The sequence below is a fragment of the Natrinema limicola JCM 13563 genome, assembly GCF_000337475.1.
In the GTDB taxonomy this organism is placed as follows: Archaea; Halobacteriota; Halobacteria; order Halobacteriales; family Natrialbaceae; genus Natrinema; species Natrinema limicola.
The window spans coordinates 156,340-175,276 of sequence record NZ_AOIT01000010.1; the positions used below are offsets into that span (position 1 = coordinate 156,340).

17 protein-coding genes are annotated in these 18,937 nt (G+C 63.2%); 8 read left to right on the forward strand and 9 right to left on the reverse strand.

Annotated elements, in window-relative coordinates:
* Positions 1-49: 49 nt before the first annotated feature.
* The 5 genes from C476_RS00970 to C476_RS00990 all read right to left on the reverse strand — a co-directional run bounded on the left by C476_RS00970 (position 50) and on the right by C476_RS00990 (position 4,335).
* Positions 50-778, reverse strand: a complete 729-nt coding sequence (locus tag C476_RS00970) for a nucleoside phosphorylase (protein WP_008008934.1) — start codon at positions 776-778, stop codon at positions 50-52.
* 96 nt (positions 779-874) lie between these two features.
* Positions 875-1,177: a HalOD1 output domain-containing protein gene (locus tag C476_RS00975; RefSeq protein WP_049911523.1), complete on the reverse strand. Its 303-nt coding sequence runs from the start codon at positions 1,175-1,177 to the stop codon at positions 875-877.
* A 148-nt stretch (positions 1,178-1,325) separates the two neighbouring features.
* A complete protein-coding gene (locus C476_RS00980; RefSeq protein WP_049911524.1) occupies positions 1,326-2,207 on the reverse strand; it encodes a carbohydrate kinase family protein in 882 nt (293 codons plus the stop codon).
* A gap of 88 nt (positions 2,208-2,295) precedes the next feature.
* Positions 2,296-3,117 carry a DUF63 family protein gene (locus C476_RS00985; RefSeq protein WP_008008940.1) on the reverse strand — a complete coding sequence of 274 codons (822 nt, stop codon included), beginning with the start codon at positions 3,115-3,117 and terminating at the stop codon, positions 2,296-2,298.
* A gap of 186 nt (positions 3,118-3,303) precedes the next feature.
* Positions 3,304-4,335 (reverse strand): ribose 1,5-bisphosphate isomerase, encoded by a 1,032-nt coding sequence (locus C476_RS00990; RefSeq protein ID WP_008008943.1) that lies wholly within the window; start codon positions 4,333-4,335, stop codon positions 3,304-3,306.
* A gap of 72 nt (positions 4,336-4,407) precedes the next feature.
* On the opposite strand from C476_RS00990, the gene deoC reads away from it, so the two are divergent.
* The 4 genes from deoC (at position 4,408) to C476_RS01010 (ending at position 10,523) form a co-directional block, all read left to right on the forward strand.
* Entirely contained in the window at positions 4,408-5,049 is a 642-nt protein-coding gene (gene deoC, locus C476_RS00995; RefSeq protein WP_008008946.1) for a deoxyribose-phosphate aldolase, read from the forward strand.
* Positions 5,050-5,087: 38 nt separating this feature from the next.
* A complete protein-coding gene (locus C476_RS01000) occupies positions 5,088-6,497 on the forward strand; it encodes an HPP family protein (protein ID WP_008008948.1) in 1,410 nt (469 codons plus the stop codon).
* Between the two features lie 584 nt (positions 6,498-7,081).
* Positions 7,082-8,287 (forward strand): Cdc6/Cdc18 family protein, encoded by a 1,206-nt coding sequence (locus C476_RS01005; protein WP_049911525.1) that lies wholly within the window; start codon positions 7,082-7,084, stop codon positions 8,285-8,287.
* A 778-nt stretch (positions 8,288-9,065) separates the two neighbouring features.
* Complete coding sequence (locus C476_RS01010; RefSeq protein WP_008008953.1) at positions 9,066-10,523, forward strand: DUF1254 domain-containing protein; 1,458 nt, start codon at positions 9,066-9,068, stop codon at positions 10,521-10,523.
* A gap of 239 nt (positions 10,524-10,762) precedes the next feature.
* On the opposite strand, the gene C476_RS01015 is transcribed toward C476_RS01010, so the two are convergent.
* Positions 10,763-11,947, reverse strand: coding sequence for an NAD-binding protein (locus tag C476_RS01015; protein ID WP_008008954.1), 1,185 nt, complete (start codon positions 11,945-11,947; stop codon positions 10,763-10,765).
* A 205-nt stretch (positions 11,948-12,152) separates the two neighbouring features.
* On the opposite strand from C476_RS01015, the gene C476_RS01020 reads away from it, so the two are divergent.
* The 3 genes from C476_RS01020 to C476_RS01030 are packed head-to-tail and all read left to right on the forward strand — an operon-like array spanning position 12,153 to position 15,022.
* Positions 12,153-13,424, forward strand: a complete 1,272-nt coding sequence (locus tag C476_RS01020; RefSeq protein WP_008008957.1) for a hypothetical protein — start codon at positions 12,153-12,155, stop codon at positions 13,422-13,424.
* 37 nt (positions 13,425-13,461) lie between these two features.
* Positions 13,462-14,709: a TrkA C-terminal domain-containing protein gene (locus C476_RS01025; protein WP_008008958.1), complete on the forward strand. Its 1,248-nt coding sequence runs from the start codon at positions 13,462-13,464 to the stop codon at positions 14,707-14,709.
* A 31-nt stretch (positions 14,710-14,740) separates the two neighbouring features.
* The gene (locus C476_RS01030) at positions 14,741-15,022 is read left to right on the forward strand and encodes a ubiquitin-like small modifier protein 1 (protein WP_008008960.1); all 282 of its coding nucleotides are present in this window, start codon (positions 14,741-14,743) and stop codon (positions 15,020-15,022) included.
* A gap of 47 nt (positions 15,023-15,069) precedes the next feature.
* Here the strand turns inward: C476_RS01030 and C476_RS01035 are convergent, their stop codons facing one another.
* The 3 genes from C476_RS01035 to gatD form a co-directional block, all read right to left on the reverse strand.
* Positions 15,070-16,020 carry a GNAT family N-acetyltransferase gene (locus C476_RS01035; RefSeq protein ID WP_008008961.1) on the reverse strand — a complete coding sequence of 317 codons (951 nt, stop codon included), beginning with the start codon at positions 16,018-16,020 and terminating at the stop codon, positions 15,070-15,072.
* 41 nt (positions 16,021-16,061) lie between these two features.
* Positions 16,062-16,241: a hypothetical protein gene (locus C476_RS01040; protein WP_008008963.1), complete on the reverse strand. Its 180-nt coding sequence runs from the start codon at positions 16,239-16,241 to the stop codon at positions 16,062-16,064.
* 83 nt (positions 16,242-16,324) lie between these two features.
* Positions 16,325-17,581, reverse strand: a complete 1,257-nt coding sequence (gene gatD, locus C476_RS01045; protein ID WP_008008965.1) for a Glu-tRNA(Gln) amidotransferase subunit GatD — start codon at positions 17,579-17,581, stop codon at positions 16,325-16,327.
* A 175-nt stretch (positions 17,582-17,756) separates the two neighbouring features.
* Here gatD and mfnA point away from each other — a divergent pair, with 175 nt between their 5' ends.
* On the forward strand, positions 17,757-18,842 hold the full coding sequence (mfnA, locus tag C476_RS01050; RefSeq protein WP_008008967.1) for a tyrosine decarboxylase MfnA: 1,086 nt from the start codon (positions 17,757-17,759) through the stop codon (positions 18,840-18,842).
* Positions 18,843-18,937: the final 95 nt, after the last annotated feature.

Consider the following 18,937-nt stretch of genomic DNA (forward strand, 5'->3'; position numbering starts at 1 on the left):
TTCGATTCGCTTGACTCGGGAACCCTCGGCGGTTCCGCCGAGGAGGGTGTCATAGGTTGGTCGCTGCCTCGAGCGTGATGTCGATCGCGCGACCGACGTTGTTCTTGGCCTTGTCGGGGAGTTCGTCGTCGTCGGTGTCGGTTCCTTTCTGGGTGCCTTCGACGAGGTTACCGTCGACGGTACAGATCGCGCCGGCGCGGAGACCCTTGCGGCGGGCAAGCGAGAAGACGGCGGCGGCTTCCATTTCGACGGCGAGTAAGCCAGCGTCCTCCCAGTCGTCGACGGTATCCCCAGTCTCGGCGTAGAAGGCGTCGTCGGAGGTAACGGGGCCGACGTGGACGTCCTCGTCGTTCGCTTCGGCGGCGTCGACCAGCGCCGACAGCGCGTCGTAGTCAGGCACGGCGGGGTACTCGACGGCCTCGTAGCGCTTTGTGGTCCCCTCGTTTTTCGCTGCGCCGGTCGCGACGATCATGTCGCCGATCTCGATGTCCGACTGGAGTGCTCCCGTGGTGCCGACCCGGAGGAACGTCTCGACGCCGACGTTTGCCAGTTCCTCGATGGCGATCGCGGCGGAGGGACAGCCGATCCCCGTCGAACAGATCGTCAGTTCTCGCCCCTCGTAGGTGGCGTTGACGATCTTGTACTCACGGTTTTGGGCGATCGTTTCGGCCTCGTCGCAGTGATCGGCAATGCGATCGACCCGCCCGGGATCGCCCGGGATGAGCGCGATATCCGTCAGCTCTCCGTCGTCGACCAGCAGATGTGGCTGCGTCGCCATACTGATGGCTTCCGTCGGTACTGAGAAAAAAGGTTCGTCGTCTCGGTTCTCGTGCTATCCCCCAACCCGTCCCTTACCGACGTGCATCCACGGCGGTTACTTCGTGGGACAGACGTCGATGCGGTCTGATCGGATCGTGACGACGGCGTCGTCGATTTCGAATTCGACTGTTCCAGTCGGCCGTCTAGCACCACGATTCGTTTCGGCAAAGAGGCTATCGAGTGCATCCGGATCGATGTAGTCGTATAGCCGTGTACTGGTCGCAGTAACGTCGTCACCGAAGTACTGGGCCAGTGCCATTGCAGCGGCGATACTCGGCGGCTCGTCAGCGTCTCGTTCGTACTGGATGTGCCGTCTGAGGCCGCATCCGTGGGACTCGGTTACCCTTCCTTTCGTCATGTCTCTCAGTCACGGAATCGTGACCGTCTTACTCGAGTTGGCCACGCCTCTCCGTATATAACTACCGTCAGACGGCACCCGGTGAGAACCACCTGACGGCAGCCGATTGCGGTGGGTCCAATATCCTCAAGAACCGTTTACCGGTCTATCAGTTCGTGAGAACGTCTTCGACGGCTTCGGGCGTCGGTGCGCTCCGTGCGCCGTCACGACTCGCAGTCAGCGACCCGCAGGCGTTTCCGTAGGCGAGTGCGCGATCGACGCCGCCATCCGCGAGCCAGGTCGAAAGAAAGCCCGCCGCGAAGGCGTCGCCCGCACCGGCCGTATCGACCGGCTCGATGTCGAACCCCGAATGGACGAACGACCCCTCTGGGGTGTACGCTTCCGCGCCGTCGGCACCACAGGTGACGACGATGATCCGGTCGTCGACCAGCGCCGCTGTCGACTCGTCTGCGAGCAGTGCTGTCGCCTCTCGATCGGTCACGAAGACGACGTCGGCGAGCGCGAGCGCATCGCCGTAGTCCCGGTCTACGAGTCGGCGGCCGGGATCGAAACTGACGGACCCCCCGGCCTCGCTGGCAGTGCGTGCGATCGCCGCGGCAGTGTCAGGCCGCTGGCCGGTCAGATGAACGTGGTCGGCCGCCCGGATCCGGCTCGGCTCGAGGTCGTCGGGCGTGACGGCTTCGTTGACGCCGTCGTTGCCCAGGATCGCGACCTCGCCGTCGTCGTCGACCAACAGGTACTTGACGGCCGTGTCGGCGTCCTCGATCACGCGAACGCCCGAGACGGAGACACCCGCTGCCTCGAGTTCTCGGCGGGCGAGCAGGCCATGGTCGTCGTCACCGACGCTGCCGATCAGTTCGGTTTCGATGCCTAACTCGGAGAGTGCGGCGGCGACGTTGGCTGCGCTGCCACCGCCGGACTGGCGCTGTGAGCGGATCGCGGCCTCGCCGTCGGGTTCGGGGAGCCTGTCGACCCGAAGGGTGACGTCCCAGTTGACGTGTCCGGCCACGAGAACCGATACAGAAGCCATTCGATGATAGAAGGTGCACGAGAGCCGTCGATAAAAACCTAGTGACGGTGACCGTCATTCTGCGCCGGACTGACGGACAGTAGTCATGTCACCCCACCATGAACAGCAGCGTGTTGTGAACGGCTGGACCGAGGCCGACCGCGGCGACCAGCGTGAGAAGCGTCCGGGCCTGTCGAGGGCGCTCCTCGACGTATTCTCGAAACAGCCCGAGGATGACCATCGCGAGGCCGACTTTGACGAGGACGAACAGCCATCCAGCACCGATAACGCCAGCGGTCGGCAGCGCTTTCCCAGCCTCTAAGATCAGCAACGAGAGCGGGACGTTCTCGCTGGCTCCGAGGACGTCGTAGCCGACCGCGGTCGACACGCCGTCTAACGTGTGCCCGAAAACGACGAGCGCCCCGGTCATGCCCGTCGTCGCCGCGACGTCGGTAAACCAGAGGCCCAGTACGAGCCACGCGATGGCGGTGAGGATGCCGGCGACGATGACGGAAACGACGGGCCAAAACGGCTCGAAAGTCCCCAACTCGATGCTCTGGAAGATCGCGACCATCGCGAAGACGGTGAAAAACGCCGTGCCAGCGATGCCGACGAACCGCGCGACCGTCGGCTGCAGGCCACCGACGTGGAGAAAGATCGCGACGATCCAGGCGAGTCCCGCGACGACCGCGGTCACCGCATAGACCATCGGGGCGCTGAACAGGGGTTCGATGGTCGCTGGAAACGCGTCCAGCTTGTAGAGCACGTGGAGACTCGAGCCGAACATCATCCAGGGTGCAAACGAAAGCACCGTGCGATCAGTTACCGGCGGCTCGAGCGCCCACAGCAGTGCGATGACGCCCCCCAGTATCACGACGACCGGGACCAGCAGGTACCATGGTGGGACGACGAACCCCTCGGGAACTACCATAGCGAGGTGTTGCTCACACCAGTAACTAACACTTTCCGATTGCCGGATAAACACGAGCGAAATCAGTGGTAGAACGGATGAGACATCGATCGAAGGGCCGTTGCGATCGGGAGACGATGGCGGTCAGTGATGCCGATCGCAGTGCCACAGTGTGGGTGCTCCGAGACGTTGGTATCGCAGTTCGTCTTAGCCGTCCCATGGATCGTCCGTCGGTTCGCCGAACAGCTCCCGCATGAGTGTCACGATGCTTTCGGGCGGAAACTGGCCGCGTTCGGTCACGATCGCGTCGACGTATCGCGGCGGTGTGACGTCGAAGGCGGGATTCTCGACGGTCAGCCCGCTGTCGGTCACTTGGGTTTGGTTGCTGTCCTCGGTTGCCCCCGCCTCTGCAACCTCGCCCGTCGCGTCGTCGATGATCGCCGCTCGCTCCTCGTCGGACAGCAGTTCGCTCTCCGATCGCATCTCGATCTCGACGGTGTGGCCGGTCATGGTGTCCGGGTGGAGTTTGATCGTCTGAGCTGCAACCATCACCGGCACGCCCCGTTCGCGAGCGTTGACCGCCACCCCGCTCGTGCCGATCTTGTTGATCACGCTGCCGTCGGCTGCGATGCTGTCGGCCCCGACGAGGACGTGGTCCGTCCGGTCGAGATAGCGTCGGGCCGCGTTGTCCGCGATCAGCGTCACCGGCACGTCCCACTCGCGCAACTGTCGGGCCGTGATATGGCCCTGCTTGCGCGGGCGGGTTTCCTTGACGATCGCCTCGAGGTCTTTGCCTGCCTCGAGGGCGGCCTCGACGCACGCGAGCGCGTCCGTCGAGTGACAGTGTGTCATCACGGTGTCGCCGTCCTGGAGCCGGTGGGAACCGATCTCGCCGAGGCGATCCTGGGCTTGTGCGAGATCGCGCTTGAAGCGCTCGGCCCGGGCGATCGTCGACGAGCGAAGGGCAGCGACGGTGTCGCCGTCCATCCCGCGAAGGACATACCGGAGGGCGTTCGGAAGGCTCACCGCGGTCGGCCGCGTCTCGTATAGCGTCGCCGCCGCTGCCCGGAGTTCCTGCTCGAACGCCGCGGGGCTGTCGGCCGTAGAGCGTTCGGCCTGCGTTGCGAGTGCTGTGGCGGCTGCATCGGCAATCGCTGCGGCACCGCGAATCCGCATCGCAGTGATGTCGTCGGCGGTGGATTCGACGGCCGGTACGACACCGGATTCGGGACCATCCATGTGAAGGGGTTGCACACCGGCCGTGAAAAGTGACCGGGCGGGTTTTTGCCCGTCCGGCGAGTCCACACCGGTATGAATCGCAGCGACCTCGCGCCCCTGATCGATCATACCGTTCTCGGTCCCGCGATAACACCTGACGACGTTCGCATGACTCTCGATGAGGCCCGACAGTACGGAATGAACGCCTGTCTCCCGCCGTACGCGCTCGAGCTGGCTGTCGAGTACGCCCCCGAGGTGACGCTCATGACGGTCGTTGGCTTTCCACATGGCCACCACGACCCCGCTGTGAAGCGGGACGAAGGTGTGACAGCGTGGCGGGCTGGAGCTGACGAACTCGACGTCGTTCTCAACGTCGGCCGACTGAAAGCCGGCGAGGACGACGCGGTCAGGGACGAACTCGCAGAACTGATCGCCGCCGTCCCGATTCCTGTGAAGGTCATCATCGAAACCGCGCTCCTGACCGACGCGGAGAAACGCCGGGCCTGCGAGGCCGCCGCGGCTGCCGACGCAGCGATGGTCAAAACCTCGACCGGCTTCGCCGACGGCGGTGCAACGGTCGACGACGTCGCCCTCATGAGCGAGTCTCTCCCCGTCAAGGCAAGCGGCGGCATCGGCAGCTACGACGAGGCCGTCGCCATGCTCGAAGCCGGTGCCGATCGCATCGGTGCCTCGAGTGGCGTGGCGATCCTCGAGGGCGCACCGACGCAAGCGTAGCCAAACAGTTTTGGTCGTGCCCGGACCAACGAAACGCTATGCTCGAGGGGGTTCGAGAGCGGCTGTGGGCGCTCGCGAGACGACTACGACGCCTCGAGCGACGCGAACTCGACGCCTTCTTGCGCTGGATCGAGCGGACGGGTAATCTCTTGCATCTCTCGGTATTGCTGTTCGTCCCGCTGTTGATCGCGGTGGTGACGTGGCTGGCGAACGCGACCGCGGCGGTCTCGTTCCTCCTGTTTCCGCCGCTGGCGTCGGGGACGTACACGCTCTTTGCCGATCCCGAGGGAACGTACGCCACGCCGTCGACGTTCGTCGGGGGGATGACCGTCGGCGCGCTCTGTGGCTGGCTCGCGCTCGCGCTGGCAACGATGGTCGGACTTGGGGGTGGCCGCGTCAGTGCGACTGGTGCGGCACTCGGCGTGTTCTTCACCGGCGTCTGTACGTGGGCGCTCGATCTCGAGGAGCCGGCGGCGTTCTCGACAGCACTGCTCGTACTCCTGACCGGCAACGCGCAGTTGGCGTACGTTATCGGGATCGTCATCTCAAGTACGTTCGTCGCGGTCGCGTTCGTCGTCTGGCGGCGTCACTTCTACGAACAGCGCGCCCGCTATCTCTACGGGACGACGAGCGGTGACGATCACGTGCTCGTCCCGATGGACGACGCCGACGAGACCGTCGCCCGATTCGCCGCGTCGATCGCTACCGCCCACGACGCCGGCAAGGTCGTGCTCTTCGACGTCGTCGACGAACAGCACGACGACGTCGATACCGATAGTGACGACGAGTTCCCCTCCATCGAACAGGCAGCCGACGACGCGGCCCGTCATCTCGAGTCACTGGCGGCCGATCTCGAGACTGCCTACGACGTCTCCTGTGACGCCGTCGTTGCGGCCGCACGCGACCAGTCCGCGAGTCTCGTCCTCAGAACTGCCCGCCAGCAGAACTGTGATCTCGTCGTCGCACCGTATGCCGAACACGAGAACGGCGGGCTCTCGTCGTTTCTCAAAGGATTGTTCGACAGCGAGATCGACGTCATCGCGTTCCGGTCGAACGGTATCCGGCGACGACACTGGCGAAGCAGCTTGGTCGCGGTTCGGGGTGCCGGCGACACCGCTCGCGCGATGGTCGACTTCGCGATCCGTGTCACCGAACCCGGACGTCCGGTCACCGTCAGTACCTGTATCGACGACGAGTCGCGTCGTCGACCGGCCGAGAACACGCTCGCCGATCTCGTCGATGCGTTCTCGGGCCGATTCGAAACACACGTCGTGACCGCGCCGGTCGAGACCTATCTCTCCCGTGTCGCACCCCGGTACGACGTCTGCTTCGTCGGCTCGAGCACCGATCGGTCGGCCGCCTCGCGGTTCGTCTCGCCGCCGACGTTTCGCAAACTCAGCGACCTCGAGGCCGACGTGGCGATCGTTCACCGGGGACGGCATCGCTGATGGTTCCGGTTGTTCCTGTCCATCAGTCTTTATTATATGAATAGCTAGTATTACTAGCTGCTGCTAGACAACCGTATTTCTAGAAAAACAATCGCCGTGGCAGAAAAGAGAGGGTTCTGCGCTGTATCTGTATGATCATCAGTTATTGTTGTGACCCCTCGTACCGAGTGAGTCAGTGTCGTGATACTCCTCCGGACACCCCCCTCGTACCGAGTGAGATCGTCTCAACTAGAACCGTGTCTTTCGGTGGAACGCCCGCCACAGTCCTTCAAAGAGGTTTTGTATCCATTCAGAAAACTGAATTTAATAGTTAGCATTGTATCTTACTATATTAATGTTAGTTATTACAGTACAGTAGTCGTTTTTTGAAGCCGGCCTATCGATCTACGGAGTGTTTATATAGGGTGTGTGAATTAGATACCAAGTAGATTCGCAACTCACTCGGTATGAGGGGTGGGACTGTTCTCGACGATTCTTATTAAGGACTATTGAACACCGTTAACAGGTGCTCTTGCACTCGAATTTCATGTCTCAGTCAGCATCTGGTTCGGTGCGTTTAATTTCCTGGAACGTAATCTCGGTTCATGGCAGAGGATGGGGAACTGACTGATATATTTGATACTGGTGACATCTTCGCAAACCGAGAACTGGTTCGAGTCGGTCACGTTCCTGAGCTTGACCGCGTTGTGGGCCGTGACGAGGAAATCCGATCGGTTGGGAGTGCGCTTGCTGCTGCAACCGAAGGTGGGCCGCCAGAAACGACGATCATCTACGGGAAAACAGGGACCGGGAAATCGCTCGTCTCGAGATGTGTCACGCGTCAAGCGTCCAGACGAGCCGCTACCAATGGAGCCGCGCTCAAATATGCATACGTGGATTGCTCGGATTATCAGACAGAAACGCAAGCAAGCCGTGAATTAGCCCGGGAATTGAACGAGCATCTCGAAGCAGGGGAGTCTGTCCCGCAAACAGGATTGAGTGCCGTGGATTATCGTGACATCACGTGGGACCTGCTTTCTGAGTACGATGTCGACTCACTTGTTGTCATCCTCGACGAAATCGATAAGCTCGAGAACGAAGATCTGCTTCGGAGCCTCTCGAGAGCGCGCGAGAGTGGGAAATCAGATACGTTCATCGGCGTTATCTGTATCAGTAATAAGATCGAATATCGAGAACGGTTGAACGAGCGCGTGGATTCGAGTTTGCAGGATAACGAGCTCGTGTTCGATCCATACGGCGCAAAACAATTACGCGCGATCCTTGAAAACCGGAAAGACGCGTTCAAACCGGGTGTCCTATCGGACGAAGTCATTCCGAAGACGGCAGCGCTTGCGGCTCGAGAACATGGTGATGCACGCAAAGCCGTCGAGACGTTCTACGAAGCAGGCCGTCTCGCAGAGAAGAACGGCGACGGGCAGGTAACTGAAGCACACGTTGATGAGGCGATTACCCAAGCAGAGGTCAATCGATTCCATCGCCTCGTGAGTGGACAGACACCACACGTGAAGTACATCTTACGAGCGCTTGCTGCACTGACCGCGTCAGAGGAGAAAAAACAGTTCCGGACAGCGGAAATATACGATCTCTACACGACGATCGCGACCCAGGAGGGATCGGACCCGCTGTCACACGATCGAGTCAGACGGCTCCTCAAAGAACAAGCGTTCCTGGGGATTACTGAAAGCGAGCATACTGGTGGTGGTGATCGAGAGGGGAGTTATCTCGTTCATCGGCTGATGCGTGATCCGGATATCGTGTTCAATGCCCTCAACGCTGATCGCGGTTCTTGATACTCCTCTGAAGTGCGAGTGGGCCTTTGCTGGAGCGACAGTCACAGAACTAGCGTCTCATACGGACTACTGTCAGTCAGTGCCGGTGCAACCGCGACCCGCACTGCAGTTGCACCGGTACATCGGTACAGCAGTCCGTCTCACTCACTCGGTGCGAGGGGTGGCTGGCTCGCTCTACCCGTGACGAGGCTGACAGAGATGGATTTCCCAAGTACTGTTCATGGGTTGGTTGTATTCAATCTCACAGCGAACTAGAAGATACGTAGGCGTGCTTATTGAACGCTGGACGGTCTATCAGGACTGAGAGATATTCGGAATCGCGTGCTGAATACAAGGCGCGAGTGTAGCACAAACTGAAGTTTGAACAGGGGTCCGTGAGCGCTCACTACAGGTACAGATAGAATATTGATAATTCGGGCAAAGATATCAAGCTAATACTACCATCATGTCATGAAATTATTCTCGAGTATCGTCGCTGTTTTATATGAAATGCTGGTGTGTGGTTGTCTGAGTCGGTTCCAACCGCTGCAGCGGGACCGGAGAGACACGAGCCATGGGCAACGAACCACCAGACACGACGGGGGGATCAAACGTCGAACCAAGTCAGAAACCGCACCGAACCGCGCTTCGTGGAACGAGTACTCACCAGGGAATCCAGGATTCAGACAGGACAGTTGACGGAGTACGCCGGTTCCGTACCCGAACGCTGACGCGCCGCGAGGCCCTCCAGAGAGGGGGACTCGTCACAGGCGGACTCACACTTGGTGGATCGACGGTGATGCGGACAGTCGCCGCCGATCGAGAATCCGAAGATAGTCGGGACAGCGGCACGGATACCAGCGTGGCAGCGATTGCAGAAGAGGCGTACCGCTACGGACTCCAGCAGGTCATCTTCTACGCGACGCGCTTTAACTACACGCAGAAGGAAGACAGCGACGTCTTCGTAGGCATCAATCGGTTGTACTATCCTAACGATGGCCAACCGATAACGGCCGACTTCACGGCGATCGTCACTCCGAACAACACCACCCTGTACGGAATGGGCTTCCTCGACCTGCAGGACGACCCCATCGTCATCGAGATGCCCGAGGTTACCGACCGCTACTTCTCGCTGCAGTTGATGAACCAGTACGGAATCTTTCCTCTCTACGCCGGGAATCAGTTCAACGGCACCGACGCGCGGTCGTACCTGATCCTGCCGGACGACTACGAGGGCGAGATCCCGGGCGACTTCGCCGCGACAGACGTCGTCCAAGCAGGGACGAAGACCCTATTCACCCTCGTCCGGTACGCATTGCGCAACCCCACGGACGAATCCGAAATCGCGTACGTCAACGACCTGCAGGAGCAGACGACCATCACCCCGCTCAGCGAGTGGCTCGCCAACGACCGCTCGGGCGTGCCACGGGCGGAACAGTCAGTCGTTGCTGGCAACTACGAGACAGTCCCGCGAATGGCAGAGCTCACAGAGCAGCAGGTCGAAAATCAGACCGCAGCGGACTTCTTCACCTTCCTCAACCTCGTTCTGAACGACCCGAGCATGTCACTCATCGACGACTCCCGCAAGGAGGCTGCGATGCTCGAGCGGTTGGAACAGATCGGAATCGGCCCGGGACTGGAATTCGACTGGTCCGCCCTCGAGACCGACGTGCAGGAGGCCCTGACCAGCGGATTCGAGAGCGGGTTCGAGCGCGTCAGAGCCACCGTCGTGGAGGGCAACAGCGACGTCGTAGTAGACATGAATGGCTGGAACATCGTTCAGAACACGGCGGACTTCAGAACCGACTGGTTGACCCGGGCCGTCATGGCCGACTTCGGCTGGGCGGGCCCCGACTCGCCCGCGTCTCACGTCGCTGGGTTTAAATTCACCGACGCGAGCGGCGAGCAACTGGACGGATCGAACCGGTACACCATCACGTTCGACCTCGACAACCTGCCGCCGGTCACCGAGTTTTGGGAGATTCCGATCTACGACGCGCAGGGCTACTTCGTCGAGAACGAACTCGACCGCTACAGCATTAACAGCTACATGCTCGAAGAAGGGCTGTTGCACACCGACGGTAACGAACTCGTCATCTACGTGCAGAACGAGGAACCGGATGATCCCGAGCAGGCGACGAACTGGCTGCCTGCCCCCGACGGGGGTATGCGATTCGCAGCGCGGTTCTACGGTCCCCGTTGGTCGGTGGTCGACGGCTCCTACGACATGCCCGAAGTCGTCCCTGTGGAAGAGTGATACCTTCTCATTTCATCTCCAACCAGACAGTTGGCTTGTGTTTTCTGCGTCCAGTACGCCGTTTTGACAGCGACTCGGGATTTCGGTCAGAGTCTGCTGAATAGAAGGCGCGAATGTATTAATGGAGAACATAGCCATAGAACCGTATAATTCCAGTAGTGAGCAAAAATGAGCTACTGCTCTCTACTTTCCACTGCCAGCGGCTCGTAGGCAGGCATTTGTCCCTCCGTCGTCTATGATTACCTCTCGAGGATCCGATCGATCAGGCCACTCTCGTCGCTGCCGAGTGCCGAGCGCACGAGCAGGTGGCCGCCCAGTTGTGCTGGGCTGATCACCGCGTCCGCGCCGGCGCGCTCGAGTTTCTTGACGTTCTCACGGTCGGTCGCCGCGGCGACGATTCGCATCTCCGGGGCGAGTTGGCGAGCAGTGAGGACGGTCAGTGCGTCCTCGGCGTCGTGATTCGTGGCGACGAGGGTCGCGGCCGCCCGATCGATCTTCGCACGTCGAAGCGGGTCCTCGTCACTCGGATCGCCGGTGACGACCGGCATGTCTCGGTTCCTGAGTGCCGTTGCGGCCTCTTGGTCGTTAGTGACGACGACGAACTCACGGCCGGTGTCTGCGAGCTCGTCGACGATCGGTTCCGTCAGTTCGCCGTAGCCGAGCACGAGGAGGTGCTCGTCTAAGAGTTGGAGCTGTGAGTCGGTCATCATTCCGAGTGTTCTCGAGATACGGTCTTGGATCAAGGGGCCGACGAGCGCCCCGATGGCGATACCGAAGCTCGCGACGCCGAGGATGAGCACGGACATCGTAAACAGCATCGCCTGTACCGACCCCGTGTTCGGTGTCACGTCGCCGTAGCCAACCGTGCTCGAGGTGATCAGCGTGAAGTAGAAAGCGTCGAGGATGTTGCTGATGCCGTCGAAGTCCTCCCGGAGGGTGTACCCGCCGATGGTCCCGTACACTTGGACTCCGACCAGTGCTGCGCCGGCCGCGAGCTGGGTCGTCGACAGCGAGAGCGAGTTGTCGAACCGCTTGCGGGTGAGCAGGAGGACCGGAATCGACACGCCCGAGAGGACGACCAGCGGAAGCGAATAGGGACTCGACTGGAGCAGTCCTTGTGCTGCGGTCAGCGGGAGCAACAGCAGCGTCGCCCACCAGCCCGCTCGGAGCCCGCGTCGAAGCGACAGCGCGCTGCCGACCATCAGAAAGCCGGTAAGCGCGCCGGTGAAGGCCGCGGCGTTTCGGACGGCGTCGGGGACGTATTCCTCGAGCGGGCCGCCGACGGCGTTGGTCCCGATGTTGACGACGGCGGTCGCGACCGAGAGCAACGCGACGAGCAAGATGAGCACCACGGCTGCTCGCGTCGTGAGCACACGCCGCCAGTTCTCCGGCAGGCGCGCTCGCAGCGACCGGCCGTCGACCATACACACCGCTCGGCGGTGGTGTTAGTTAAACGTCTCCGTCTCGAGACGGTCCAGATCGATCGAATCGGTAGAGACCGAACTGCACCAGCGTCGAATTTTCGAGCGCGAACTCGACCGTCAGGAACGAGAACGCGCGATGAGCATGGCCGACCCAGAAACCCCGTTCGCCGATGCTCCTTTACCCGTTCCGCGCCACCTGCCCACAATGCCATCCCTTCCGGTCGAAATTCTGCTCGGCCTCTATCTCGGGCTCCTGACTGGCATCGTCCCGGCGTTCGTCGCCGGCTCGCTGGGGTTTCTCGTCCGGTATTTTACCGGCGTTACGCTGCCCGGGTTCGGTGTCGTCGTCCTCGCGCTGTCGATCGCCAGCGTGCAGGGTGGCCTGCTCGGCCTCGTCGAACCCACGATTGCCCAATCACCGCGGCTACTGGTCGCCGTGCTGGTCGTACTCATGCTCGCACTCTATGCCCACAATCAGGGTGACAAACTCGGGGCCGAACTCCCGCGCCGACTCTCCCTGACGTCCCTGCGACAGCGTACCCTCTCGGCTGACGTGGTCGAACTCGTCGGTTCGGTCGGTCAGGTCACGGTCCGTCCGACCAGCGAGATCCGTGACATGGAGGGGTACCCGCCGCTGTCGCCCGACCTCCGTCGGCGGCTCAAAGCCGACTCGTGGCAACTCCCTGCCGATCTCCCCCTCTCGGAACTCGAGGCCCGACTCGAGGAACGACTCCGAACGGACCACGACCTCGCGGCCGCCGAGGTCGCGATCGACGAACGGGCACGGGCGACGATCGCGGCAGCACCACCTTCTGGCAGCCTCTCGCGGCGGGTGTCAGCGGGACAACGTGCCGTCTCGATCGCGACGCTCGTCCCCACTGGCCTCGCTCGCGGCGATGAGGTCACCGTCAGCGCCGACGATCGGTCGATCACCGGAACGGTGCTGAGCGTCCGGACCGACCACGACGACGATCGCGGTACGGGCTCCACTTCTGACGAACTCACAGACGAGGTGGCAACCAATGGAGGCGACGCTGACGAGAGCGAGGTCAGCGGGTCGCTCGTCGCCGCAGCGCGACCGACCACGGCGACCGCCGGTGGCCCCGGCCGTGTGACCATCGCTATCGCTCGCCGAGATGTCAAACCGCTTCTCGAGGCCGAGTCGATCCGTCTTGTCGTCCGCTCTCGAGGAACGAGCCGGGAGTTCGAGGCGTTTGCACTCCTCAAAGGCGAGGGCTACGCTATCCGTCGGCTGGCAGTCGGTGCAGACGGCGAGCCGGAAGCCGACACCGAACCCGCCTCGATGCCGGACGTGACGGTCCTCGCCGTCCGACGCCAGGGGAGCGAAACCGGCAGTCGTCATCACGGCTGGGTGTTCGCACCCGGTATCGAACGCCGACTCGAGGTCGGAGACGAAGCGTTCGTCGCGGGCCCGGACGCTGCGGTCGACGCGTTCGTGGAGGCGATCGCGCGATGAGCCGGATTTTCGGTGCCGCTCGAGGAGGTGCCCATCCATGCCCGTGATCGATCCAGTCCCTGCACAGATGATTCCGACGGAGACGCTGCTGACCGCAGTCCTCCGAATCGTCGGGTTCGCCGTACTGTCGGCTGGGACGACGGCCATGGTGGCGGCGACCTACCGATGGTACAGTGCAGATCGAATCCCCGACGGCGTCGCCGTCCTCGTCGGCGTCACGATCGTCGCGCTCTGGCTCAACACCCAGACCGCACTGCAACAGGCGATTATCGGGAACACCGGACTGACCGAACCTGGCACTGCTGTCTACACCGTCGCGGTGTTCGTCGCCAGTGCGATCGCTGCCGACGGCGGCCGCCGACTCGGTGACTCCCTCGCTCGAGACGTGTTCCTGACGGCCACGCCGCGGACGATCACCGACGTCACCCAACTCGTTCGGTCGGCCGGTCGCGTCGTCACCGTCGATCTTCCCGACGAGATCGCGGACATCGACGGCTACGACCCCGTCGATGAGTCGGTAAAGGACGACCTCGCTGGCCAGACCTTGCTCTTCCCACGTCGGCTTTCAATCGACCAGCTTCGTGAGCGACTAGTCGCCCGCCTCGAGCGTGACTTCGGCGTCGGACACGTCGACGTCGAACTGACTGCCGACGGAACGGTCGACTACCTCGCGGTCGGGAGTCGACCGGCTGGAATCGGCCCGACGCTCGCACCCGGAACGGTCGCCGTCGCGCTCGAGGCCGACCCCGCAGCCGACGCCAGCCCTGGTGACGCCGTTCAGATCTGGACCCGTGACGAGGGCGGGACCGTTCGGCTGGTCGCCGGCGGCGAACTGCGAGCCGCCGTCGATGACGTCGCGACGGTGGCCGTCGACGCTGCCGACGCACGCGACCTCGAGTCAGACCGACCCTATCGCCTCACGACGCTGCCGGGGAGCCCTGATGCCGAACGGGAACTCGTGTCTCTGCTCCGGGCGGCCGACGAGACAGTGACGGCGATTGCCGTCGCCCCGGACGACCCGCTGGTCGGCCTGCCGATCGACGCGCTGCCGCTTCTGGTGGTGGCCCTCGGGCGCGCGGGCGACGACGAAAAACACCTGCCGCTGCCGGCCGACGACGTCCAGCTCGCAGCCGGCGACGTCGTCTACGTGCTTGGCCGACCCGACGCGCTCCGACGGGTGACTGACCGGACGCTGGTCGAATCGGGGGAGAGCGATGTCTCTGATCGAAGCCGAGAGCCGGACCGCACACGCGATTCGGCACCCGAACAGTCGGGGGAGCGGTAGCTACTTGCCGCCGGCAGCGATAGCGCCACGTATGCCAACGGAGTGGAAACTGTTCGCAGACCTCGCGGAACGCGCGGGGGACAAACACGTGACCGTCGACGCCGCGGCCGGCGACACCGTCGGCGACGCTTTCGAGGAACTGCTCGCGGCGAAACCGGCCCTCGAGGATCGCGTCCTTGAGGACGGCGAGTTGCGATCACAGATCAACGTACTTCGCAACGGCACGAACGTTCTAGTCGAGGAAGAGGGGCTGGCGACGGAACTCGAAGGCGACGATGAGTTGGCGCTGTTTCCGCCGGTCAGTGGTGGGTGACGCTCGACTCAAGCGAGTACGACGGCTCGAATCGGCATAAGTCGGCGCTATTCCGTGAGATCGATCCCGAGCACGAAGTCGGGTTCCTCGGCGATATCGGCCCCCGCAAACGGTACGTCGGTGACGTGGCGGGCCGTTTCGGGAATCAGGACGCGCGTGGCGTCGGCACCGCAGGCGGCGCTGTCGCGGGCGATCGCGGCCAACAGCGAGCGAGCGGCGTCGATGTCGTCCCACGCGGCGACGCCGTACTCGGCCCACGTCTTGGATTCCGTCTCCGACTCGCTCGAGTCGTCAGCTCCGATCGCGCTGTCGTACGTTCGCGACCGGTAAGCCGTTCCGGCGAGTCCATCGGTGCCCTCGACTGCGAAGACAGCTGTCTCGTCGGCCAGTCGCTCGAAGTCGGCACGCGTGAGTTCCCGAACAGCCCACGACTCCCCGAGCGCGAGGCCGAGTCCGGACAGATGCTCGCGAGCGTCGCTGTGGGTCCAGTAGCGCCAGGCTGCGGTGGGATCGTGGGAGACGTGAAACGGCCCGTCGGCCTCCGGGTCGGGTTCCGGATGGGCGAACCGGAACTCGGTGATCGGTGCGAACCCGCTGGCGCGTGCCGCGCCGAGCGAGGTGGCGTTCCACGAGAAAATCATGACCCGACCGACGGTCGCCCCCTGCTTGCGGGCCCACGCGAAGGTCGCTTCGTTCAGCCGGCGGCTGACGCCCTGCCGGCGGTAGTCGGCCGCGACGCGCATTCCCTGAAACCAGGCCTCGTCAGGCGAGAGCATGACGGCCTGCACGATGCCCGCGGCCTCGCCGTCAACTTCCGCGAGGAAGGTTTTCTTGCCCTGTCCGGGTGCGTCCTCGAGCCACTCGTGGTAGACCTGTGGGATGTAGTCGCCGCCGCGGTCAGGCCAGATGTCGCTCGTGAAGGCGGTGACGGCGTCGTAATCGTCGTGGGTTGCACGGCGGATCTCGATGGTGACGTCGGCGTCTGAATCTGTCGGCATGACGGTCGAAACACCTCACGCAGTCGCTCGGAACGGGTCCATTATCGCTCCCTGTGCCGATCGGTATCGGTGACGTTATCGAGCCGGTCGAGTTCCCGTTCTGCCTCGAGCGACCGTCGATGTTGCGGCGAGACGATCGCCGCTCCGGATCCCTCGATTCGTTCTTCGGGGTCCTCGACGGAAATCCACTCACGGAGGCGCGAGAGCACACTGCGAATCATACGCGGACACTCAGCGGCCACGCCCAAAAGTGTAGCTCCGAATATGGTTCTCAACTGTCCGCCCGGTCAGCCGGCAGCCGATCTCACTCCCAGGGAACTGATCGTTCCTGAAGCTCGCCCGCAAGCGACGTGTCCATCGCTTCCTCGACGTTCTCGCTGTTTTCGAGCGCCCACATGAGCTTGACCTTGGCCGTTCCCGGCAACGTGTCGCCCGCTTCGATGACCCCTGCCTCGAGCAGGTCCCGCCCCGTATCGTAGACCCGGTCACAGACCCGCCCCTCGAGACACTGGCTGGTCATGACGACCGTCGTGCCGTCCGCGATTAGTTCCTCGAGCCGCGGGATGAGATCAGTGTGGACGTGGCCGAGGCCGGTCCCCTCGACGATCAGCCCCTCGCTGCCCTCTGCGACATCGAGGAACGCAGGGTCCATCCCGGGCGTGAACTTGACGAGTTCGACGTCGGCCTCCAGCTCGGGTTCGATGGCGAGGTCGGCGTCGCCACGCTGCTGGTAGTCGCGTCGGAAGGTGATTTCCTCGTTCTCGTAGTCGACTTCGCCGAGCGGCTTCGCGCCGACGGTCTCGAAGGCGTCGCGACGCGAGGTGTGGTTTTTCCGCACGCGGGTCCCGCGATGGAGCGCACAGATATCGTCCGATTCGGAGGCGTGCATACAGACCATGACCTCCGCACAGTCGCTTTTAGCCGCCTCGACGGCCGAGACAGCGTTCATAACGTTGTCCGACGAGGGTCGGTCAGCCGAGCGCTGTGAGCCCGTAAAGACGATCGGCACCGGCGTCTCGAGCATGAACGCGAGCGCCGACGCGGAGTACTGCATCGTGTCGGTGCCGTGCATGACGACGACGCCGTCGGCACCGGCCTCGATCTCCTCGGCGACGGCCTGTGCGAGGTCCTGCCACAGCGGCGGCTCCATGTTTTCCGAGAGGATGTTGGCGACGACGCGACCGCGGTAGTTCGCCCGGCCCGCCAGATCCGGCACGGCGCGCAGGACGTCCTCGGCGTCGAACTGTGCGGTCACCGCGCCGGTGCGGTAGTCGACCGTCGAGGCGATCGTCCCGCCGGTCGAGAGCAGGGAGATCGTCGGCAGGTCGTCATCGAACTCGATTTCGGAGCCCTCGTCCTCGTCGGTTCCCGTCGAGTCCGTTCCGTCGATCTCGTAGACGTCCTCCGCGAGGACGTCGACGTCGGCATCGTCGCGATCGACGCCGACGTTGTAGCCGCCCTCGAGTTTCACCACGAGGTGCTCGTCCGTGCTCGAGGGGAGCAACACGCCTTCGTACGTGCGATCCGCGCGGTCGACGCGGACGCGGTCGCCTGGGTTCATAGGGAGGCGTTGCGCGGCGGCGGACTTGAAGGCACGCTTTCGGCGGGCATGAGTTGCTACCGTCGGCACCACTCCGACTCACCGAACGTCCAGTCGCCGGCGGTGTCGACGCGGTTGCCATCGTGAAACGTCGTCAAACGCAACAAATAAACCGACGACCGTTTACATACGTGATATGCAAATCGAGCCGCAAGCGTTCGACCGGGTTCTCTCGTCGATGTGTACGGAACCCCACCCGGCGGCGCGCGACGCGGCCGAGCGGTTTCTCGCGACGAACCCCGGTGATCCAGGCACGTATCCCAACGTCTCGGCGCTCGAGGACGATGCCGTTGCCCTACTGGGCGAGATCGCAGGTCTCGACGACCCGGCTGGCTACATTACCAGCGGCGGCACGGAAGCGAACATTCAGGCCGTCCGCATCGCTCGCGAGCGGACCGACAGTCGGACGCCAAACGTCGTCATGCCCGAATCGGGCCATTTTAGCTTCCAGAAGGCCGCCGATCTGCTCGGCGTCGAACTCCGGATCGTCCCGACCGACGACCGGCATCGAGCCGACCTCGAGGCCGTCCGTGCCAGCGTCGACGAGAATACGGCGCTGGTGGTCGGCGTCGCGGGGACCACCGAGTACGGCCGCGTCGATCCGATTCCGGCACTCGGCGAGATCGCCCACTCGGCCGATGCCATGCTCCACGTCGACGCCGCCTGGGGTGGGTTCGTCCTGCCGTTTACCGACTACGAGTGGCACTTCGGCCACACCGCGGTCGATACCATGACGATCGATCCCCACAAGATGGGCCAGGCCGCGGTGCCCTCGGGCGGGTTGCTCGTGCGTTCGCCGGAGTTACTCGACGAACTCGCCGTCGACACGCCGTATCTCGAGTCGACCTCGCAGGCGACGCTGACAGGGACCCGCTCGGGTGCCGGGGTCGCAAGCGCCGTCGCCGCGATGGAAGCGCTGTGGCCTGCCGGCTATCGCAGCCAGTACGTCCGCTCGCAGAACAACGCCGAATGGCTCGCTGACGCCTTAGAGAAACGTGGCTACCGGGTCGCCGATCCGACCTTGCCGCTGGTCGCGGCCGACGTGCCCCGATCGACATTCGACGCCTTACGCGCGAAGGGCTGGCGAATTTCGCGGACTGCCACCGGTGAACTGCGGGTTGTCTGTATGCCCCACGTTAGCCGCGAGATGCTGGCGTCGTTCGTCGGCGATCTCGATCGGCTCGAGGTGCGTGCGAGCGTGCCCGTCGCGAGCGACGATTGAATAGCCAGCACTTGAACTGGAAGTAGCGCTCCAGCGCGTCACCACAGATCACCACTCGTTCGCCGAACCGATCGCGGCTGTCGACTGGGCGATCG